This window comes from Cytobacillus depressus (assembly GCF_008923245.1).
Taxonomy (GTDB): Bacteria; Bacillota; Bacilli; order Bacillales; family Cytobacillaceae; genus Cytobacillus; species Cytobacillus depressus.
On record NZ_WBOS01000001.1, the window covers coordinates 315,981 to 335,170 of the forward strand.

Here is a 19,190-nt window from a genome sequence, read left to right on the forward strand (position 1 = left end):
AATAATATTAAAATTTATCCCCACGGCGGGTATCCGCTGTGGGGATATGAAATTAATTGGCAGCTGCTTCAGTCGGCAAGACGTTCTTAATTTGTTCAATGACTAGCGGATTTTCGTTTTCATTCATTAAAACATGAACGGTCCCTTTATCCTCATGAGTCCTAATTAATCTCCCAATTCCTTGTCTTAATCGCAACAGCATATATGGTAAATCAACTTCTCTGTAAGGATCAGCCGCCCCCTCGCGCTTTGCCGTAAAGACTGGGTCTGTTGGCGGGAATGGCAATGAAAAAATAAAGACATTTTCTAATGATCTACCCGGAACGTCAAGACCTTCCCATAAGTGAACAGAGCAAAGAACAGATAGCTCTTCATTTTGAAAGTTTGATACGAGTGTACTGATCTCAGCATCGCCTTCAAAATAAATCGGAAAATTCGTCTTGCCTGCCATTTGATTTTTAAAACTAGCAAGCTCATCCTTAGTTGAAAAAAGGACTAGTGCTCGTCCATTCGTTTTTTCCAGCTGTTCTTCGACGTACTGCATTTTTTCCTTATTGGTGTGCCCTACGAATTTCGGCATTTTAATCATCATATTTTCATCATAATCAAATGGTGAGGAAACAGAAAACGATAAATAGCTATCAATTCCTAAGCTTTTAGCAATATAATCGAATGATTGATTTTCTGATAAAGTAGCTGAGGAGAAAATAAACGGTTTCTTTTGTGAGAAGACCTCTTCTCTCATAATGTCCTCTACCAGCCGTGGCATAATGACTAACGTTCTCTCCCCGGCATTTTCCTCAAACCATGTAATTCCCTTTAAATCTTTTAAAAACAGAGAAAGAGAATACGATATTTGCTCTAAGTATTCCTCAACAATTTTTAAATCATATTCATTTATGATGTACATTTCGCTTTCAAACACAAGCTCATCCTCAAGCGCGCTAATATGTTGAAGCAGCTTATTACCTTGATTAATTATTTCTGGAGATTTTTTTATTGTTTTTTTATCTGAGCCTTCAGAGACAAAGGAGTTTTTTTCTAATGTGTAGAAAAATTGTTCATTTTGAACGAGCGTTTCCTCGATGATGTGTAATGTTTTTTCTCTTACATCATTAGCCATTAATCTCGTTAATAATGATTCTAAAATTTGCTCAGTAAATCGATATGTTAAGGCTTTTTGTGAGGCATATTCTAATAAATGCCCTTCATCAAATACGACACATGATCCTTCTGGCAAAAGTGGAAGCTGCCCTTCCCGTTTTCGCGACTCCTTCGTCCAAATATGCTCCATATAGAAATCGTGGGAACAAATAATAATATCCTTGGCATTCCGGTAATAATCACGATTGAGGGTTTGTCCACAACGATGGCGCTTTTCACAAGTAAAGCAGTCTTGAAAAGGATCCCAAGCCATATGTCCCCAATGTTCATCAGTTAGATTCGGGTATTCCTTGCGATCTCCGTATCGTTCAAAGCTTTGCATCGAAGAACCAGAATGAACAAATTCCGGCAACTGATCATAAATCGAATTATATATATCAAAATCATCGCTTGCGATCACTTGATCAAGTTTATTTAGGCATAAATATTGATCTCTTGATTTCGCTAACCGAACATCAATATTTAAATTTAGAGCTCTTTCAAGCTTGGCAATATCGCCTTCTTTTTTAACGAGCTGTTCAATTAGCGTTTCATCTGCGCAGGCAATAATTGCTGGTTTGTTCGTATATCTTGCATATGCTATACAGTATAGTAAATAGACGATTGTCTTTCCCGTACCGACACCAGCTTCTGCAAAAATCACTTTTTTATCTTTAAAGGCTTTTTCTAGCTGAAAGGCCATAAACACTTGCTCATCCCTTAGCTCAAAGCCCGCTTCAGGAAGAATATCGTAAAAAACGTCACCGATCCATTCACTTAATTTATCAAAAAAAGATTCGCTTTTGGACAATGCAAAAGGCATTCTGCTTTGCATATTACCCCTCCGACATAAAAAAATTTAAGCGTCCATCAATAGACGCTTATTTTCACACATGTATCATTATCATTATCTCAAACTTACTTCATAATTAAACAAAAGCCAACAACCATTTTATCGTAAAATGAAAAAAAGAGTCAAGTAAAAAAAAGACCTGACTTTTTAAGTCAGGCAACCATTAATAGCCGATTTTTTTATGTACAGAAGAGAACGACAAGCTCATTGCTTGCTGCAATTCATTTTGTGCATGTTGCAATTGTTCAAGAGCTGAAGTGGATAGATTATGCTCTTCCTTCATCGTTTCAATCGTATTGGTTAAGACTTGGGAGATCTTATAAAAATCGAGATTAGAATTCATCATCTTTTGTTCCTCCAGACCTTTCTAATAATATATGTATTGTATTCAAGGTAAGGAGGAACTATGCTACACAACCAGATTATTTAATCGCAGATTAACGGGCAGTAAGACTCCCACTTTAAATTTCAGATAATTCGAAGAGGTTTAGGCGGGAGATCAACTGCCCGAAAAGGCCCGACGACGGACAGAATGTCCTAGTCAGGCGAAAGCCACAGGACAGGGAACACTACGGCAGCTATACATCGCACGACCAAAAGCGGAGCTTTTGGGAGGACGTGGCGCTCTGAGCGTGATAAGTTCAGCTAACATTCAGTGGGGGATGAAAGGAACCCCCACTGAATGAAGTTTCACTATATTCTTGGCGGTCTTTTACCCCAGTATTGATAATAATCGGTCTTAATAAAGCCATTAAATAATTTTCGCTTTTTCGTTGCTTGCTTTCCGTAATACTTTTCGAAGTCTTCATTCGATGTGAGAACATAGATGGACCAAGTATCAAGTGAAGATAATGCCCTTCCCATGTCTTCATACATTCGTTGAACGGCTTCCTTTTCGCCTAATCTCTCTCCATAAGGCGGGTTACAGGCGATAACTCCATATTCTTTCGTCGTTGTAAAATCGCTAACTTGCATTTGTTTAAAACTAATTAATTCGCCGAAACCGGCCTCAAAAGCATTATCTTGTGCAATCTTTACCATACGATGATCGATATCCGTGCCTGTGATGTCTAATGGCTGATCATATTTCGCAAGATCTTCTGTTTCCATTCTTGCCTCGTCCCAAACTTTTTCTGGAATCCAGGACCATGATTCCGAAATAAATTCACGATTAAATCCTGGAGCAATATTTTGGCCAATTAATGCCGCTTCGATTGGAATCGTGCCAGAACCGCAAAAAGGATCGACAAACGGTTTATCAGCTGTCCAATTCGTTAACATGACAAGGGCTGCCGCCAATGTTTCCTTCAATGGCGCTTCCCCCTGCTCCGCCCGGTATCCTCGCTTATGCAATCCACTTCCGCTCGCATCAATGGTTAACAAGGCAATATCCTTATGAAGAGCTATTTCTATTTTGAAAAGCGGTCCATTTTCTTCAAACCAGCCAGTTTTTTTGTAATGGGATCTCATTCTTTCAACAACTGCTTTTTTTACGATTGCTTGGCAATCGGATACACTAAAAAGCTTTGACTTAACAGATTTCCCGATGACAGGAAACTCTGCATCCTCAGATAAATATTGTTCCCAAGGGAGTGCCTTCGTTTTCTCGAAAAGTTCATCGAATGTGGTTGCCTTAAACTCGCCGACCTTAATCTTTATGCGGTCAGCCGTTCTCAGCCACATATTCGATCTGGCAATGGCCAGAGCGTCCCCTTTATAAGAAATCCTGCCGTTCTCAACTTCACATTCATAGCCTAGCTCACGCACTTCCTTCGCCACTAGCGCTTCCAACCCCATTGCCGAGGTTGCGATAATATCATATTTCGTCATATTTTCACCTTACTTTATTATTTCCGTTTCCCAGCTAGTAAAGAATGATAATAGCTCATGTATAGGGAGCGGTTTAGATATATAATACCCTTGAATATAGTCGCATTTTTCATTTTGAAGAAAATTTAATTGTTTTTTATTTTCTACACCTTCAGCCACAACCTTTAAATGCAGGCGGTGGGCCATTGTAATAATAGCCTCTACGATCGAGCAATCGTCCTCATAAGAGGAAAGTCCATTAATAAAGCTCTGATCTATTTTCAAAATATCGAGTGGAAAACGATTTAAATAACTTAATGATGAATAGCCAGTTCCAAAATCATCAATTAATAATTTTACACCGAGCTTCTTAAGTTTTACAAGCTTATTTACCGTTTCATGCGCATTTGGCATGATCATGCTTTCCGTTAATTCAAAATCAATATAATTTGTGTTGGCATTTGTTTTTTGGAAAATGTCATTGATCGATTTAACGAAATATTCTTGGCTGAAATGAAGGGCCGAAATATTTATGCTCATACGTAAATTACTATATCCCTGCAAATGGATGGTCTGTAAGTCTTCGCAAGCTTTTTGGATAATCCATTCACTAATTGGTATAATCAGGCCAGATTCCTCTGCAATCGGAATAAATTCAGAAGGAGGGATTAAGCCAAATTGATCTTGCTTCCACCTAACTAATGCCTCAACACTAATAATTTTATTTGTTTGAACATCTACGATCGGATGATAGACAAGAAACAATTCATTTTTTTCGATTGCCTTTCTTAAAAAAGTTGCCAATTTCATCTGTCGTGATCCATTATGATGCATCTTTTCATGATAAAGCTCAAGTTGATTTCTGCCGCCATTTTTCGCTTCATACATTGCTTTGTCAGCTGTTCGCAATAAAGTTTCCATATCCGTTCCATCAAATGGATATAAACTAATTCCTATACTTGTGGATGTGAACACCTCTTGCGTTTGAAGCTGAAAGGAGCTTGAAAACGAATCAATAATCATTTCAGCAATATGGACAGCTTCTTTTGGATGTTTTAGATTGGGCAGGACGATAACAAATTCATCGCCACCAAGCCTTGCGATCATATCTTTGTTCTTTAAGAGCCCCTTCAATCTAGTAGAAACCTTTTTCAGCAGCAAGTCTCCATAATTATGTCCAAGTGTATCATTGATTTGCTTAAATCGATCTAAGTCAAGAAAAAGCACGGCAAGGATTTGATTATATTTCTCCGCCGTTTCGATTAAGCTTTCAAGCCGCTGATTTAGGCTATAACGGTTCGCTACACCTGTTAACGTGTCAAAATGTGCTAAGTATCTTAGCTGCTCCTCAGCGTGCTTTCGGTCTGTAATATCAGAAAAAACCGCAACAAAGTTTGTTATGTAACCTTCTTCATCTTTAATGGCGCTGATCGTTATCCATTCTAGAAAAACATCGCCATTTTTGCGTTTATTCCATATCTCTCCTTTCCATTGCCCTTGTTCATATAATTCTGTCCACATCTTTTGATAAAACTGTTCATCATGAATACCTGATTGAAGAATGTTAGGATTTTTACCAATGACTTCATCATTATTGTAGCCGGTTACAACTTCAAAGGCTGGATTAACAGAAATAATTCTAGACTTGCCGTCTGTAATCATTACACCTTCACTCGTATTTTGAAGAATCTTCTCTACAAGTTTAACTTTTTGAGTAACTAAGATATCAGTTAACATTATTGTTCTCGTCCCTATTTACTATGATTTTCACAAATTATATTCTTTTTTATCATATAAGTATTTTTTTCGATAAACAAGATAGATTACAGCTCAATTATCCACATTTTACACAATGTCAAAAAAAGGACAAGATTTTCTATGCAAAAGAAAAGCTCCCCTACAGGAGGAGAGCAGCTATTTCTTCTTATTCATCTCATTAATAACGTTCTGTAAGCCATGTTTTGTTCCTTTGTACTGCATGCGACTATAGTCTCGTACTCAGGTGGTAATCATCTATCTACAGGTTATACCTGTCCTTCTCCTCGTTCATTTCCTAAGAGAAAGCGCCCCTACCATAATTTGGGTTTCTCGCTCGTGGGGTTTACCTCGTTCCACCCTTTTCATTTCTGAAAAGGCTCCGTCACTGTGGCACTTTCAAGGTATTCATGCCATATCCAAGGGACTTAGGCATTTTCCCTGCCGTCAGCCAAGCAAATTTGCCTAACTGCCCTAGCTTATGAATTCACTAGGCACGAACACTACGGGCATCTCAGCCCGTGCGAGCATGGACTTTCCTCTACAATTCGCTTATGCTCATTGCAGCGATTACCCGAACGCTATTAATGATAACATGATTATTATATGTAACTTTCATGTGAATAGCAATGGTATTTCATTTGAAATACAGGGAAAAGATGTTATTCGTACAATTTACTTCCAAATACATGTTTTTCTAAGTTGGATAATCTTTTAAGAATGTCAAAATTTGTTGTGCCAGCTGTTTGTGCAGCTGGACGTCTGGATGCATCTTCAAGCTGCTTCCTTAAACGCAAATTTTCTTGTTGTAAATCTTCAATTTCCTGATGAAATGTCTCGTAATCTTTTATAACCCAGTCCAGAAATTTATCTACATCCTCTGGTTTATAGCCGCGCATAGCAGTCTTGAATTCTTTCTCCAAAATATCTTTGGCTGTTAATTTCACTTTATCAGATAGCATGATATCACCTCAAAGTTCACCATCATCATATCTATTTTTTCAGAGATACGTATATTTGTCAATTTTCTTTTGAATTAATTTCCCGAAGATTAACGGGCTGTATGACTCCCACTTCAAAAATTTGTGAAAACAAAAGCTTTTGAGCGGGAGATCTAACAGCCCGTAAAAGCCCGATAAGTTCAACTAACATACAGTGGGATGAAGCCCCCTACTGTATGAAGTTTCACTATATCATTCAAATGCTGATTTCATCTGCTCTTCCTCAACTAAAGCTTGCAGATCATCAAAACTGATGAGTCTTATATCATAATCCTGCTTCCTTTTTGCTTCTTCATATAAATATTTAGGACTGCCTTCCTTTTCAGTATCATAAAACAAAAGCAGTGTATCGCTTTTTTCCACAAAAAATTGATTTTTCATACGAAATTGCCATGGTTTTTCATACGGTTTTTTTGAAACAGCATCAATAAAGTCTGCTTGCGCCAAAACCGATTCATACCATTCTTTATTCGCTTCCTTCCACGATTCTTCCTGATTTAAAAAAGGGGTAATAACGGCTAGCTGCAGCTCAGGATAATCCTCGAGCTGCAGCTCAAAGACGACCTCCGCCGCCCATAACTCCGTCCCCAGCTGGCCGCTAATGATCACCCATTCTAGGCCTTCTTCTAGGAGGGAAATTAATTGGTTTTTTATTGCTTTTTTAATAAATTGAACGGCTGGATCGTCCATTTTAAAAACGCCAATTTCAAACGGTTTATAGCCGGATATAATCGCAACTTTAGCCATTAAATTTTGCCTCTCAATATAAACAAGGGCATATGAATATGCCCTTGTTTTAATTATTTTCTAAAAAATGGTCCTGGTCCTCCGAATCCTGGTCCTCCGAATCCTGGTCCTGGAACACCTACACCTGGTGCCCCAAATCCTGGTGCCCCAAATCCTGGTCCTCCGAATCCTGGTCCTCCGAATCCTACTCCTGGTCCTGGAGCGGCAACAAATTGTTGATTTGTTACTTCATTTACTACTGAATGAGTATGTGGGAAAGAATGCACATGGTCGAAATTAATATGGTTTACAGTAGTAGTGTGACTTGGATGAATATGTGGCACGATTGTGTTTTGGAAAGTATGATTCACACAACATTGAGTTGGTGAAACAATAGGTGGTGTAACACATGTAGGTCTTGGTCCACAAAACATATGAAGATCCCCTTTCTTCGAGTTATTATTTACATTAATAGCCTATGTCGAAGAGTGGAATCTTGTACTAAGGAAAAAACCTAATTTATACCTATTTTTTTATATTGTACTAATACCTAAATGCATATTAAAAAAGACCATATATACTTTCCTTTAGGTTAGAGAAAATAACCGCTACAAATAAAACGACGAAAAAAAACAGAAATAAAATTGCTCTATACATGTTATCTGCCTCACTCAATTCCTAATCAAATTCGCCCTGGCGTACTTTCACCTAGACTTTTTGCCTGTAAATCCCTTTTGCAAAAAAATCTGGGACATCGCCTTCACAATTACTCATTTTACAGCTTTTAGATGGCGCTTACAACTAGGAATTTTGTGGATTTTCACAAATATTTGGCGAAATTAATTTCGTGTGTTTAATTTCCTATTTAACCTTTGTAGCCTTATAAGAATTTCATCATATTTTACGGAAGAATGTAATTTTTCCTCATAATACAGTTCGGCCATTTTTGTAAACTCAAGTGCTTCTACTATGTTTTTCGTCCGGTGCTCATATATTTTGGCCAGTTCAATACACGCTTCTATTTTTAATTCAAAATTGTTATGGGACACTACCTCTCTCCAAGCTTTAGAGGCTTCCGTCCAATTCTTTTGTTTCTTATATTCATAGGCGAGAGCATGCTTTGCCTGTAGGGCATCTATTGTTTTACCGTGTGAAATACTCGTAAATGCCTTTTTCGCTGAAGAAGCTTCTCCTAATTGCGAAAACCATCTGCCTACTTCATAAATCTCACGAGCTGACTGCCCTTTATCTATGCCTAGAATTTGAAAAGAAAGATGTGTATAAAGGCTAATTAAAGATAAAATATCAGTTTCATTATGCTTTAAAACCGCTAGCATTCCTTCTGGATTTTTCGTATCTATGAAATCAAAGTAAATCATTGGCGCAAGGAAGCCTGGCAGATCATCCTTTCTTTCTACACCTAATACTTTTTTTTCGACAATTGACAGCTTTAAGCGCTCTAATTTATGCTTCCACAGCCTTCTTGAAGCATGGTATAAATCAAAATGACCGAATGGAGGCAATTTAGGTACTTGATCTCTAATGAGTGTATGTCTTGTTTTTACTTGTGGCCAATCAAATGATTTTCCGTTATAGGTGGCCATCGTTTTATAATTGACACTGTCAAGGAAGCTTTTGTATAAAGGAACTTCAGCTCCGGGATGCGGAAGAATATGCTGCTTCAAACGAACCTTATCCCCGGCTATGCTAGCATGACCGAGAATAAAGATCGTATTTCCAGTGCCACCGCCTAGGCCTGTCGTTTCCGTGTCAAAGAAAAAGAATTGCTCAGGCTGATGACCAGCCGCCGACAACGGATGATGCATATTTGAAGAATTCCACGCTTCGACTGCTTGATAAAATTGCGAAAATGTATAAATTCCATGCTTTTGTCCAATTGGAAACTCCTTTTCCCTTATTAGGCAAAAGTCGCCTTCAAAGTAATATGGGTAGACACCTTCCTTCTCCCACATTTCTATAAAAGGAATTTCATTTTTATTCTGTACTTGATGATCGGGATCAATATCGACTAGGGTGCTTTCATGAGAAAGATGCGGCTTTAATCTTTTTAGTTTCGCTTTAATGGACATGGCTTTCACCTATGCACTTATTAGTCATCGTAAAGCTTTCTAATATGTCTAGGACATCCATTTTAGCCGTTTTATGCGTGGATTCTATCCCAATGCAAGATGGACATCCTTCTTCACATTGACATTTCCCAACCATTGCTTTCGCCTCAGTTAACAGCTTCTCAAATCCTTCATAAATCTTTTCACTTAATCCGACACCGCCAGGATAGCGATCATAGAAGAAAATTGTTGGCTTTTCATTATGGGCCGCTTTTATTTGTGGAACGACATGGATATCTTGTGGATCACACATGACGAATAAAGGAGCGATATGTCTTAATGCATGAGCTGTTCCTAACAGACCTTGCTCCAATTGCTCTTGATTTAAAGTTACACACTCTGTATTTAACGAAAACCAAGTTGAGCTTGTATGAAGCTCTGCCTCTGGGAGTGTGATTGGTCCGGAGCCAATATTTTCATGTGTTTCAAATTTAATTTTTTTGAAAATAGTTGCCATCGCAACAACGCTTACGTCTCCAAAGCCAATTTCCCCGGCAGTTAAAAGCCGCTGCTTGTCTTGTTCAAGGACTTTTAGCTGCACAGCTAAATTCGCATCTGTAAAATAATCAACATCTACCTCCCGAACGAAGGCCTTTTTCTCTTCCCAGTCGAGAAGCTCTACTTGATATTGTGTTCCTTGATGCAAATAGATTGCCTCATCATGCAAGAGCGTCATTGCCGAAAACTGATCCATTTCTCCAATGACTTTCACATTCGCAATATCTGATTGATCAATGATAACAACATTTTCTTGGGATGCCGAGCGCAAGCTAATATTATGGGCGGGAAAAGAATCATTCATCCAATAAAATTTGCTCCCATTTTGATAAAGAACTCTTTCCTCGACAAGATATTCAAGCACTTCCTCTGTCGCAAATGTTCCGAATTGCTCACCAGCCTGCAAAGGAAGTTCAAATGCGGCACATTTCATATGATCAATTAAAATGATCAAATTATCTGGCTGAATCCTCGCTGTTTCCGGGCTTCGTTTAAAAAAATAATCTGGATTTTGAATAACGTATTGATCCATCGGGCTGCTTGAGGCCACCATAATAACAAGCGATTCATCATGACGTCGCCCAGCCCGGCCAGCTTGCTGCCAAGTGCTTGCAATCGTTCCAGGAAAGCCATTCATAATACACACTTGCAGCTGACCAATATCCACACCAAGCTCAAGAGCATTCGTACTCACAACACCATATATTTCTCCTGAACGTAAGCCTTTCTCGATTTCTCGCCTTTCCGTAGGTAAATAACCACCACGATAGCCGCGAATTGCTTTCGGTCCTAATTTATGTTTAACGAGCTCCTGCAAATAAGTGAGTAGTATTTCTACTCTAACTCGGCTGCGGGCAAATATAATTGTTTGAATTTTATTTTTTAGTAAGATTGAAGCGAGCTTTCTTGCTTCTAAAGTTGCGCTTCTTCTAATATTCAATGGTTTATTCACAATTGGCGGATTATAAAAAACAAAGTTCTTCCTGCCGCTCGGTGCGCCATTATTATCAATTAATTCCATCGGTTTCTCTGTTAAATTTTCCGCAAGATCCAATGGGTTGGCAATCGTTGCCGAAGTACAAATAAAAATTGGATCACTGCCATAAAAACGGCAAATTCTTCGTAAACGCCGAATGACATTTGCGACATGGCTGCCAAAGACTCCCCGGTATATATGAAGCTCATCAATTACAACAAATTTCAAGTTTTCAAATAATGAAACCCATTTTGTATGGTGAGGGAGGATTGCCGAATGCAGCATGTCAGGATTTGTGATAACAACATGTCCGGCTCTGCGAACCTTCTGGCGAATATTTGCGGGAGTGTCTCCATCATACGTATAGCTATTAATTTCTAAGCCTGTATCATTAATAATCTCATTTATTTCCGACTTTTGATCTTGAGCAAGGGCTTTAGTTGGAAACATATATAAAGCCCTTGCATTAGGATTATTAATTATTGTCTGCAAAACAGGAAGATTATAGCTTAAAGTTTTTCCTGAAGCGGTAGGGGTAACAGCAACAAGGCTTTTTCCTTCCATTGCTGTCTCGTATGCTGACTTTTGATGTGTATAAAGACTCGTGATTCCCCTTCTTTGCAAGGCCTCTTTAAGGTTCACGCTAATATTTAAAGGAAGTTCCACCACTTTCGCTTCTTTTTCTTCAATCGTATGCCAATGTACAATATTATGTTTAAACGGATCAGTTTCTTTTATTTCTTTCATTAACTCATGCAAGCCTCTCCGAACGTTCATGTCATTCACCTCATATCTATTATTCTAGCGAATAAGCGTTCGTTTTAAAAGTGGAACTTCTATCAGTGGTGGTTTTCCACTGATAGTTAGTTGAACTTATCACGCTCAAATCGCCACGTCCTATGGCTTTCGCCTGACTAGGACATCCTGTCCGTCGTCGGGCCTTTACGGGCAGTTTGTCCCCCCATTGTCACTTTAAGATTTCGTCTCATTCATTTTGGGACATTACTGCCCGTTAATCTGCGAAAAGTGGAACTTCTTAGTCATTGAATGTTCACACTCTTCTAGGTCAAAAAACATTATTCAAGTGTCTTTTTTGTTACAATATTGGTAACAATGGTTTTATTATTAGAGGTGGGAAAATGAATTACAAAGATATTAAAAAGGTGCTTTCTCAGTTCACTCTTTTTAAAGAACTTAGCGATTCTGAAATTGATAAAATTGTTAACATATCCATCTCCCGTGAATGGAAGAAAGGCAGTCATGTTTTTATGCAGGATGATTCGCTCGAAAATGTCTATTTCATTCATGACGGGAGAATAAAGATATACAAAAGTGACATCAATGGAAGGGAACAAATCGTTGCTATCGCGAAAAAAGGAGAAATGTTTCCCCATGTCGGTTTTTTTCGCAAAGGGGGGTATCCCGCTTTTGCGGAGGTGCTTGAACACGCCACATTAGTTGTTGTTCCTATTGACCAATTTGAGAAGGTGCTTTTAGAAAATCCCGAACTATGTATTAAAGTATTTAAAGTCCTTGGCGAAAAAATCGTCGACTTACAAGAACGGCTGGAATCACAAATATTAAATAATACTTATGAACAAATCATCAAATTGCTTGTGCGCCTAGCAAAAACCCATGGACAAAAAATGGAAGAAGGCACTTACCTCCTTAAAGCAGAATTTACAAATAAAGATCTTGCCAACATGATAGGCACGACAAGAGAAACGGTTAGCAGAACATTAACCAAACTCAGCTGATTGAAACAGACTCATCTGGTAATATCATTATCGATCCAGAAAGCTTATTAGAAGAAATCATTTAAAGGAATCACAGCTTTGTGATTCCTTTTACTTTTATGTCCAGCTTCAGCGCCTACCCCCGACGTACAGGACGTACTAGTGTCGACAATGCGATAGGACAAGGAAGGCCTCGGTAGCGATACATCGCACGACCAAAAGTGAAGCTTTTGGGAGGACGTCGCGATTTTGTCGACCTCGAGGTCACAAGCCAATCCTCCCAAAAAGGTAAAGAGCATCTTTCCGAGAGGCTCGTCTTGTGCTTGTCGGACTTGCACAGGATGTGCTGACATCGATGTTCGCCACAGGACGTGGCGGTTTTTAGTCGATGTTCATCGATCAAGGCGCTTCCGCATTTCCTGAACGCAGTAAATTGACCGGAACAAATACCCAATCATTATCATATGATATTGTGGCTGAGCAACACTTTCAATGATAGGGGCTGAAAACATGAGTGAGGAAAACAAAAAGGGGAAGAATGATCAGTTTGGGGAATTGGTAAAATCGATGAATCAATTTTTCCATGACAAACCTGTAAAAGGTTTTTTGCAAACAATGGACGAATTTTTTAGAGCTCCTTTTCCGTTCCAATCGGCGTTTCCTGTAGAAGTACGTGAATCTAAAGATGAGCATATCATTACAGCCCAGCTTCCTGGGGTAAAACGAGAGCAAATTCAATTAGATATCCTCGATAATTATGTAACAATTACTGTTCAGTCTCATGAGTTATTTACAGAGGAAGATGATCATCAGCGTCCTGTAAGAAGACGTCAATCAATGCAAAGATCAAGCAGAACAATTCCTCTCCCGCAGCCAATCGCTGAAAATAAAGTAAAGGCCTCTTATCAAAATGGTCTTTTACAAATTCGCGTACCTAAACAAAAAGGAAAGAAGATTCTCATTGAAGGGAATGATTAAAAAAACAAGCAGTCCATACACTGCTTGTTTTTTAATGAGAAGTATCTAACCATTTATTAAAATATCCCGTCGGTACAGCGAAATAGTTTCTCGTAAAGCGAATAAATTGTTGTGTATCCACTTCCTTGTATTGAAAATGGTCATAATAGCTTGAAAGGAATTGTAAACTAACGTCTTTGACATCATCCCCTTTCAACCTGTATTTATCCTCGACCATTTTTAACAGCTCCAATGCTGGCTGGCCATAAACAAAGCCTGTATTTTTCACTTTATTCAATGGCACATTAGAATATTGTCTGCCGATTGGAGGATCCGATGTTGCAATCCTTTCCATTCGGCGATTCGGGATACTAAATGCTTGTCCTTTACTTTGATTTTTCCCGGCATAAAAATACATCGAAGTCGCAAACTCTGTTATTCCTTCGTCTACCCATGCTTCGTTATACTGATCATTTGCCACCACACCGTAGAAATATTGATGGGCGATTTCATGGACAATCGCATTCCGATAAAAATACGTATCCGGATAATAAGGGTTGATGGTTACAACTCCGGAGTATTCCATAAACGGACCGTTATCAAGAATAATATCCAATTGCCGATGTGGATATTTTCCGATGTTTTCCTGGAAGAAACTTAACGCATCTTGAGCAAGATCTAAAGTCTCCTCAATGCTTTTATGATGGTCGCTTTTCGTGAACAATCGAATTTGAACGCCGTCTTTGGCCGTTGTTTCATATAGGTCCATATCCTTCATAACAGCAATAAAAAAGTCTCTAACTCTTTTTATTTTTAATTTGCCTTCAGTTTTATTTATTTCTGGATCTTTATCGGCTGTTGAGACAATGGAATATCCTTTGGGAATCTTATATGAAATCTTAAAATTAGAAAAGTCCGTATGATATGTTTCCATCCCTTCATTGTACTCTTCTTTATTCCATTTCCCTTTTTGATATGTGGCAAGCATAGGATACCACCCGGCTAAATAGTAATTGTCTTTTTCTTTCGACAGCCGATTTCCTTCCTCGGGAATCGTAAATTCATACACAATCTTGACTTGTTGCTTTTTATTCCCCTTCATCTTCTTTGGGAGGATCATTTTTAGCGTATCTTTTTCTAAACTATATTCGACTTTTTCCCCATTGACGATCACTTCTTTCATATCCACTTGTGAATGTCCTTTAACAGAGTGAAATGAATGCCCTTTCTCAAAAACATTCGGAATGAAATAAAAGACTAGCTCGTCCCAATCCTCTTTAGATTTATTCTTTATTTGAATATTTGCCTCTGTTTTGAAGACACCGTTCGGATCCATTTCTAAGTGGATATTATAGGCTGCTTTATTAAAATTTTTAACTCCTACATCTGCATCCTTCGTAACGAATACATACGTACCTGCCCCAGCAAAAGCAACTAGCAATATTAGAAATGCGAGTTTTTCACCTTTCGGGATGAAGCCTTTATTCGTATGATTTAATTGTTTGCGTTTCGGCTTAATCCGCTGCTCTTGCCCCGTTTTTATCCATGGAGTTCTTGAATAATTTGCCTGAAAGCGATTCTTCAAGCCATTGGCAAGCAGACTAAAGGAAATCGTTGTAAATAGGAGAACGATTAACGGGATCATTAGAATATGTGTATTTCCATAAATATTTCCCCTTGCTTGCCCGACTAATCCCGACAGCTCCTTCGTCACCGAAAGAAAAATAACGGGATCAAACCGTACAATTGTTCCACCAATAAAAATATTCATCAATGAAAGCTGCCCCATCATCGTAATGACATAGACGATCTCCATAAGGAACATGACTAATAATGATTCCTTCATTTGTGGGAAAATATGTTTCCAAATGAGGCGATTCCTTCTCGCTCCTAGAATACTGGCAGCTTCAATATAAACTGATTTATATAGTTCAGAAGATTTAAGTCGTACAGATGAAACAATACTCGGAATACTAATCGCCGAGGCAATCAAAATGAAATAAGTTACGAGAGTACTTGTTTCTAGATGACTATTAAAACTTATTGGCCTCATAAAGAAATAAAGAATGAGAAATAACGGAACATAGCTCCAAGCATTTTCAAAGGCCACTATAAAGCTTGGCACCCTTTTCAACGTCCCTGCATATAAACCGATGATTGTTCCGAAAAGCATTTTAATACATGTGATCGCTAATCCAATGAATACGGTATAACGAATACCGTTTAGAACCATCGACATTAAATCATATCCCCATTTATCTGTGCCTAACGGATACTCTTCATTTATAAACGGCTGTATTGGGGGAGAAAGAACTTTTCCATCTCTATATTGAGTTTCCAATGTTTCTAACGTCGTATGAGGAGCCATCATCGGTCCAAAAAAACAAAGAAAAAGGATAATAGATACAAATAAGATGCCAATATATAGAGAATAATTAAAGTTTAATATTTTATTCATAAATAAATCCTCGTTTAAAAAGATAAAGTAATAATCTGACAGAAAGATATACGATACCCGAAATAATTAGCATGGAGAAAAGCCCAATCGCAATCGGCTGTACTTCATTGCTCTGAAAGATAAATTTTGTAATCCCCGACACATTCATGATGTACTCGACAATAAACAAATTTCCAATCGCTAACGATATGACTTTAATTAACTCCGCCTTAATAAATGGCTCTACATTTTTATATACATGCTGAAAATTTATGTAGTTTAAACTTAATCCCTTCGCAACCGCTGTTTTAATAAAATCTTCCCCGCTTGTCTGAAAATATTTGACGGAAACAAGCTTAAACATGTACAAAGTTGGCGCCAAACTAACGAGGATGGTTGGGAACCAAAGATTTAATGCTCCGGCATCAGATCGTAAAGAAATGATTCTAACTCCTGTTACTTTATAAATTTTCACAGCCAACATCATTGAAAGAATAATCAGAATAAAGTCAGGTATTGCTGATAGGATATTTAAAATAAAATTAAATAATTTGGTTAAGCGAAATCGGCTAATAAAAATGCCAAAAAATAGACTAATTCCAACTGATACACCGACACCGATTAACACAATTTTTAAACTAGTAAAAAAATTACTTCCAATATCCTCCGAAATTTCACGGCGCTGGGTCCCTAATTGATATGTACCTAAACTTCCCTTTGATATTTCAGAAATAAAATCCCCATAAATTACGGGCAATTGTTCAAAATTCCAAACTAATCGATTCTCATCTTCCTGAATAGTAATAAGTTTAGGTAAAGCTGCCAGTGAGAGTATTAAGAGGAATATAATCACTAATTGCTGTAATGAACGTAACATATACATCCCCCATTTGTATTTCATCTCCTTATTTTTTCACTATTTCCTATTTACTGTCAATCATATTTTCCTAATATTCATCATTTAATAGTTAATAGAAAAGATTAGAAGGTATTCGCTCAAATCAAATTTAGCAAATACCTTCTAATCCGTAACTATTAAACTTTTATGATGCCCCCTAACCCTTTTACAAGCGATGATACTTGATTGAAAGCACCCATCATTTGTCCGGCAGTGTTCATCATCTTCGTGAAATCGATTGAACCGTCTTGCGTCTTAAATGAGTTCATAATTGATTTCATTCCCGATGGCTGCTTCGGAATAAAGGACTGACTTGGGTAAGGGTTCATATAAGAATTAGCAAAATAAGAATTGTTCCCATTAGGCATATTCTGGTTCATTTCAGGATCTAATGGATTATGAAAAATACTTTGCGAATAATCATTTTGCTGCATGTTCATTCCATTTTGCTGCATGTTCATTCCATTTTGCTGCATGTTCATTCCATTTTGTTGCATGTTCAATCCATTTTGCTGCATGGAATACGGATTTGCTGGGTATGGATTATGCATCATATTTTGCTGAGACATATACGGATAAGCATTTTGATGATACGGATTGTTATACGGTCCGAAATTCCCTAAAGTAGGTGGATGGTAAGGAAACTGCTGCTGTCTCCAACTATTTTGAAACGGATTATTATAGTGTAAGTGATTTGGATTGAGGTAATGATTATAATGGCTGGCTCTGCCTCCTCTTCTGCCAAACATTAGAGACATCCTCCTTTTCTGAAAAGATAAAGACTCTCCAAATAAAAAATCAATACTATAATTTATGAATATTTCGCCCAAGTGTGAATGTATTGGAAACGCTTACTTTTTTTGTCTAACAGTGAAGAATCATGTCGGAAGTCTCAATTTTTTAAAAATAAAGAACACCACTATTTTTATGATAGGATATTAAAAAGAAAACACCGTTGTGCATCTAGTTTTCGCTTTTTTGCTAAATAAATATTTAAGTAGATTTGCAAAATAGCGAAAAAATATATGAGGAGGGAATTTAGCATGAATGTTCACGAACTAACTATGAAGTTTCTACAATTGAGGAATTACAGTCCTGAAAGTGTAAATGAATTACTCGATTTTACGAAAAAGGCGTATATTCACAACGATATTTGTATTTCTGTTTATCGTAATCTTGTTCGTGAACTCGAGGCTCAAGGAGCAGAAGTTCCAGAATCCCTTTAATACACAAAAAATTACAGGCAATCGAAAAGTTGGGCTCTCCCCTTTTGAATTCAAGTGGTAGGGGGGCCCATTTCTTCTAATAATATTTGGAGGAGATAATTTAACACGTAGTTCGACGAGACAACTAAATGATTAAATCTCGCTCGGCTTGTCTGCGGAAAAAAGGCTTGTACGGATATTGTTTCAATATGTTCGTGAACAGAGTCGATCTGCTGGGAATATAAATTTTTTGGCTTATTTTGTATGACCCACTTACCCGCTTCTTTTTTCCACTGATCATTAACCCCTTTTACCTCATCTGCAAACGGCTTCACTTCCAGGAAAAAATCACCGGCAACCCCTGTTTCTTTAGCCTCTGCAAATCTTTCGGTTATCACATTAATATAATTTATTAGTTCCTTCGTTAATGTTGATAATTCTATATTACCCATTTTCATTCCAGCTCCATTTCACTTGCTCTTAGCTTTTTAAGGCAAAAATAAAAGTAGCTTAGAATTCCAGCTACTAAATATCGATCTTATTTTAGTGTAATTAAAACCCTAGTTCAAGCTTAATGCTTGTCGGTCGCTGAAATCTTTCTTTTTGTTCGTCAATCTGGCTATTTACATTTTGAAAAGCATTTTCAGTTTCTAGTAGATGAAGCTGGTTAGAGCATCTTGATAATTGGTCTGAATAATCATCTTTCCATTGTTCTCGAATGTTAGCAAAGTTTGAATCAAGTACAGTTTCTAATTTCTCAAGCTGGTTGTGAATTTCTGACAGCATGTTAATTAGGTCCTCTTTTGCGTTCACTTTTTCATTCATTCTCTAAGCCCTCCCTCTAATTAGGAACCGAATTGTTAATCTTATGCTTTCTCTATTCGCTCTTCAATTTAACATTCCTTCACCGTTGACAAAACTAGAAGTGTTTCGTCAAAGTAAGTAGTTTTTCTTATTCCCCTTTCCTTCCTTTCGACATTTTCTTTTTAGCATGGAAAAATAAAGTACGGTACAGACTAATGAATGGAGGTGTGGACTGATGACTAAAAATGCGAAACAAACGAAGA

16 protein-coding genes, 1 other RNA gene and 1 pseudogene are annotated in these 19,190 nt (G+C 37.7%); 3 read left to right on the forward strand and 15 right to left on the reverse strand.

The features are described from left to right. Positions 1–52 precede the first annotated feature (52 nt). The 10 genes from F7731_RS01510 to F7731_RS01555 form a co-directional block, all read right to left on the reverse strand. Entirely contained in the window at positions 53–1,978 is a 1,926-nt protein-coding gene (locus tag F7731_RS01510) for an ATP-dependent DNA helicase (RefSeq protein WP_151532994.1), read from the reverse strand. A gap of 181 nt (positions 1,979–2,159) precedes the next feature. Next, positions 2,160–2,342 (reverse strand): hypothetical protein, encoded by a 183-nt coding sequence (locus F7731_RS01515; protein ID WP_151532995.1) that lies wholly within the window; start codon positions 2,340–2,342, stop codon positions 2,160–2,162. A 347-nt stretch (positions 2,343–2,689) separates the two neighbouring features. Continuing rightward, entirely contained in the window at positions 2,690–3,826 is a 1,137-nt protein-coding gene (locus F7731_RS01520) for a THUMP domain-containing class I SAM-dependent RNA methyltransferase (RefSeq protein WP_151532996.1), read from the reverse strand. A gap of 9 nt (positions 3,827–3,835) precedes the next feature. Next, positions 3,836–5,542, reverse strand: coding sequence for a putative bifunctional diguanylate cyclase/phosphodiesterase (locus tag F7731_RS01525; protein WP_151532997.1), 1,707 nt, complete (start codon positions 5,540–5,542; stop codon positions 3,836–3,838). Positions 5,543–5,750: 208 nt separating this feature from the next. Beyond that, positions 5,751–6,142, reverse strand: an RNA gene (rnpB, locus tag F7731_RS01530) — RNase P RNA component class B. 80 nt (positions 6,143–6,222) lie between these two features. Beyond that, positions 6,223–6,522 carry a cell division regulator GpsB gene (gpsB, locus tag F7731_RS01535; RefSeq protein WP_151532998.1) on the reverse strand — a complete coding sequence of 100 codons (300 nt, stop codon included), beginning with the start codon at positions 6,520–6,522 and terminating at the stop codon, positions 6,223–6,225. A 231-nt stretch (positions 6,523–6,753) separates the two neighbouring features. Beyond that, entirely contained in the window at positions 6,754–7,308 is a 555-nt protein-coding gene (locus F7731_RS01540) for an SLOG family protein (RefSeq protein WP_151532999.1), read from the reverse strand. Between the two features lie 53 nt (positions 7,309–7,361). Beyond that, the gene (locus tag F7731_RS01545; protein WP_151533000.1) at positions 7,362–7,721 is read right to left on the reverse strand and encodes a CotD family spore coat protein; all 360 of its coding nucleotides are present in this window, start codon (positions 7,719–7,721) and stop codon (positions 7,362–7,364) included. Between the two features lie 405 nt (positions 7,722–8,126). Beyond that, complete coding sequence (locus F7731_RS01550; protein WP_151533001.1) at positions 8,127–9,377, reverse strand: ribonuclease H-like domain-containing protein; 1,251 nt, start codon at positions 9,375–9,377, stop codon at positions 8,127–8,129. After that, complete coding sequence (locus tag F7731_RS01555; RefSeq protein WP_151533002.1) at positions 9,367–11,667, reverse strand: DEAD/DEAH box helicase; 2,301 nt, start codon at positions 11,665–11,667, stop codon at positions 9,367–9,369. Before F7731_RS01555 ends, F7731_RS01550 begins: the two co-directional genes overlap by 11 nt. Before the next feature lie 362 nt (positions 11,668–12,029). Here F7731_RS01555 and F7731_RS01560 point away from each other — a divergent pair. Both F7731_RS01560 and F7731_RS01565 read left to right on the forward strand, forming a co-directional pair. Further along, a pseudogene (locus F7731_RS01560) lies at positions 12,030–12,712 on the forward strand (Crp/Fnr family transcriptional regulator). Positions 12,713–13,136: 424 nt separating this feature from the next. Continuing rightward, the gene (locus F7731_RS01565) at positions 13,137–13,604 is read left to right on the forward strand and encodes an Hsp20/alpha crystallin family protein (RefSeq protein ID WP_151533003.1); all 468 of its coding nucleotides are present in this window, start codon (positions 13,137–13,139) and stop codon (positions 13,602–13,604) included. 31 nt (positions 13,605–13,635) lie between these two features. On the opposite strand, the gene F7731_RS01570 is transcribed toward F7731_RS01565, so the two are convergent. The 3 genes from F7731_RS01570 to F7731_RS01580 all read right to left on the reverse strand — a co-directional run bounded on the left by F7731_RS01570 (position 13,636) and on the right by F7731_RS01580 (position 17,667). Then, positions 13,636–16,041 (reverse strand): ABC transporter permease subunit, encoded by a 2,406-nt coding sequence (locus F7731_RS01570; protein WP_151533004.1) that lies wholly within the window; start codon positions 16,039–16,041, stop codon positions 13,636–13,638. After that, positions 16,034–16,897 (reverse strand): ABC transporter permease subunit, encoded by an 864-nt coding sequence (locus F7731_RS01575; RefSeq protein WP_151533005.1) that lies wholly within the window; start codon positions 16,895–16,897, stop codon positions 16,034–16,036. The genes F7731_RS01570 and F7731_RS01575 overlap by 8 nt, the downstream gene beginning before the upstream one ends. Before the next feature lie 158 nt (positions 16,898–17,055). Then, positions 17,056–17,667 (reverse strand): YppG family protein, encoded by a 612-nt coding sequence (locus F7731_RS01580; RefSeq protein ID WP_246197114.1) that lies wholly within the window; start codon positions 17,665–17,667, stop codon positions 17,056–17,058. Positions 17,668–17,961: 294 nt separating this feature from the next. Between F7731_RS01580 and F7731_RS01585 the strand changes: the two genes are divergently transcribed. Continuing rightward, complete coding sequence (locus F7731_RS01585) at positions 17,962–18,144, forward strand: YppF family protein (protein WP_151533006.1); 183 nt, start codon at positions 17,962–17,964, stop codon at positions 18,142–18,144. 50 nt (positions 18,145–18,194) lie between these two features. Here F7731_RS01585 and F7731_RS01590 read toward each other — a convergent pair whose 3' ends face one another. Both F7731_RS01590 and F7731_RS01595 read right to left on the reverse strand, forming a co-directional pair. After that, positions 18,195–18,575, reverse strand: coding sequence for a YppE family protein (locus F7731_RS01590; RefSeq protein WP_151533007.1), 381 nt, complete (start codon positions 18,573–18,575; stop codon positions 18,195–18,197). A 100-nt stretch (positions 18,576–18,675) separates the two neighbouring features. Beyond that, entirely contained in the window at positions 18,676–18,948 is a 273-nt protein-coding gene (locus F7731_RS01595) for a hypothetical protein (protein ID WP_151533008.1), read from the reverse strand. Positions 18,949–19,190 lie beyond the last annotated feature (242 nt).

Coding starts and splice junctions, on each gene's coding strand:
- F7731_RS01510 (WP_151532994.1), bottom strand. CDS start 1,978: ATGCAAAGCAGAATGCCTTTTGCATTGTCCAAAAGCGAATCTTTTTTT.
- F7731_RS01515 (WP_151532995.1), bottom strand. CDS start 2,342: ATGATGAATTCTAATCTCGATTTTTATAAGATCTCCCAAGTCTTAACC.
- F7731_RS01520 (WP_151532996.1), bottom strand. CDS start 3,826: ATGACGAAATATGATATTATCGCAACCTCGGCAATGGGGTTGGAAGCG.
- F7731_RS01525 (WP_151532997.1), bottom strand. CDS start 5,542: ATGTTAACTGATATCTTAGTTACTCAAAAAGTTAAACTTGTAGAGAAG.
- gpsB (WP_151532998.1), bottom strand. CDS start 6,522: ATGCTATCTGATAAAGTGAAATTAACAGCCAAAGATATTTTGGAGAAA.
- F7731_RS01540 (WP_151532999.1), bottom strand. CDS start 7,308: ATGGCTAAAGTTGCGATTATATCCGGCTATAAACCGTTTGAAATTGGC.
- F7731_RS01545 (WP_151533000.1), bottom strand. CDS start 7,721: ATGTTTTGTGGACCAAGACCTACATGTGTTACACCACCTATTGTTTCA.
- F7731_RS01550 (WP_151533001.1), bottom strand. CDS start 9,377: ATGTCCATTAAAGCGAAACTAAAAAGATTAAAGCCGCATCTTTCTCAT.
- F7731_RS01555 (WP_151533002.1), bottom strand. CDS start 11,667: ATGAACGTTCGGAGAGGCTTGCATGAGTTAATGAAAGAAATAAAAGAA.
- F7731_RS01565 (WP_151533003.1), top strand. CDS start 13,137: ATGAGTGAGGAAAACAAAAAGGGGAAGAATGATCAGTTTGGGGAATTG.
- F7731_RS01570 (WP_151533004.1), bottom strand. CDS start 16,041: ATGAATAAAATATTAAACTTTAATTATTCTCTATATATTGGCATCTTA.
- F7731_RS01575 (WP_151533005.1), bottom strand. CDS start 16,897: ATGTTACGTTCATTACAGCAATTAGTGATTATATTCCTCTTAATACTC.
- F7731_RS01580 (WP_246197114.1), bottom strand. CDS start 17,667: ATGTTTGGCAGAAGAGGAGGCAGAGCCAGCCATTATAATCATTACCTC.
- F7731_RS01585 (WP_151533006.1), top strand. CDS start 17,962: ATGAATGTTCACGAACTAACTATGAAGTTTCTACAATTGAGGAATTAC.
- F7731_RS01590 (WP_151533007.1), bottom strand. CDS start 18,575: ATGGGTAATATAGAATTATCAACATTAACGAAGGAACTAATAAATTAT.
- F7731_RS01595 (WP_151533008.1), bottom strand. CDS start 18,948: ATGAATGAAAAAGTGAACGCAAAAGAGGACCTAATTAACATGCTGTCA.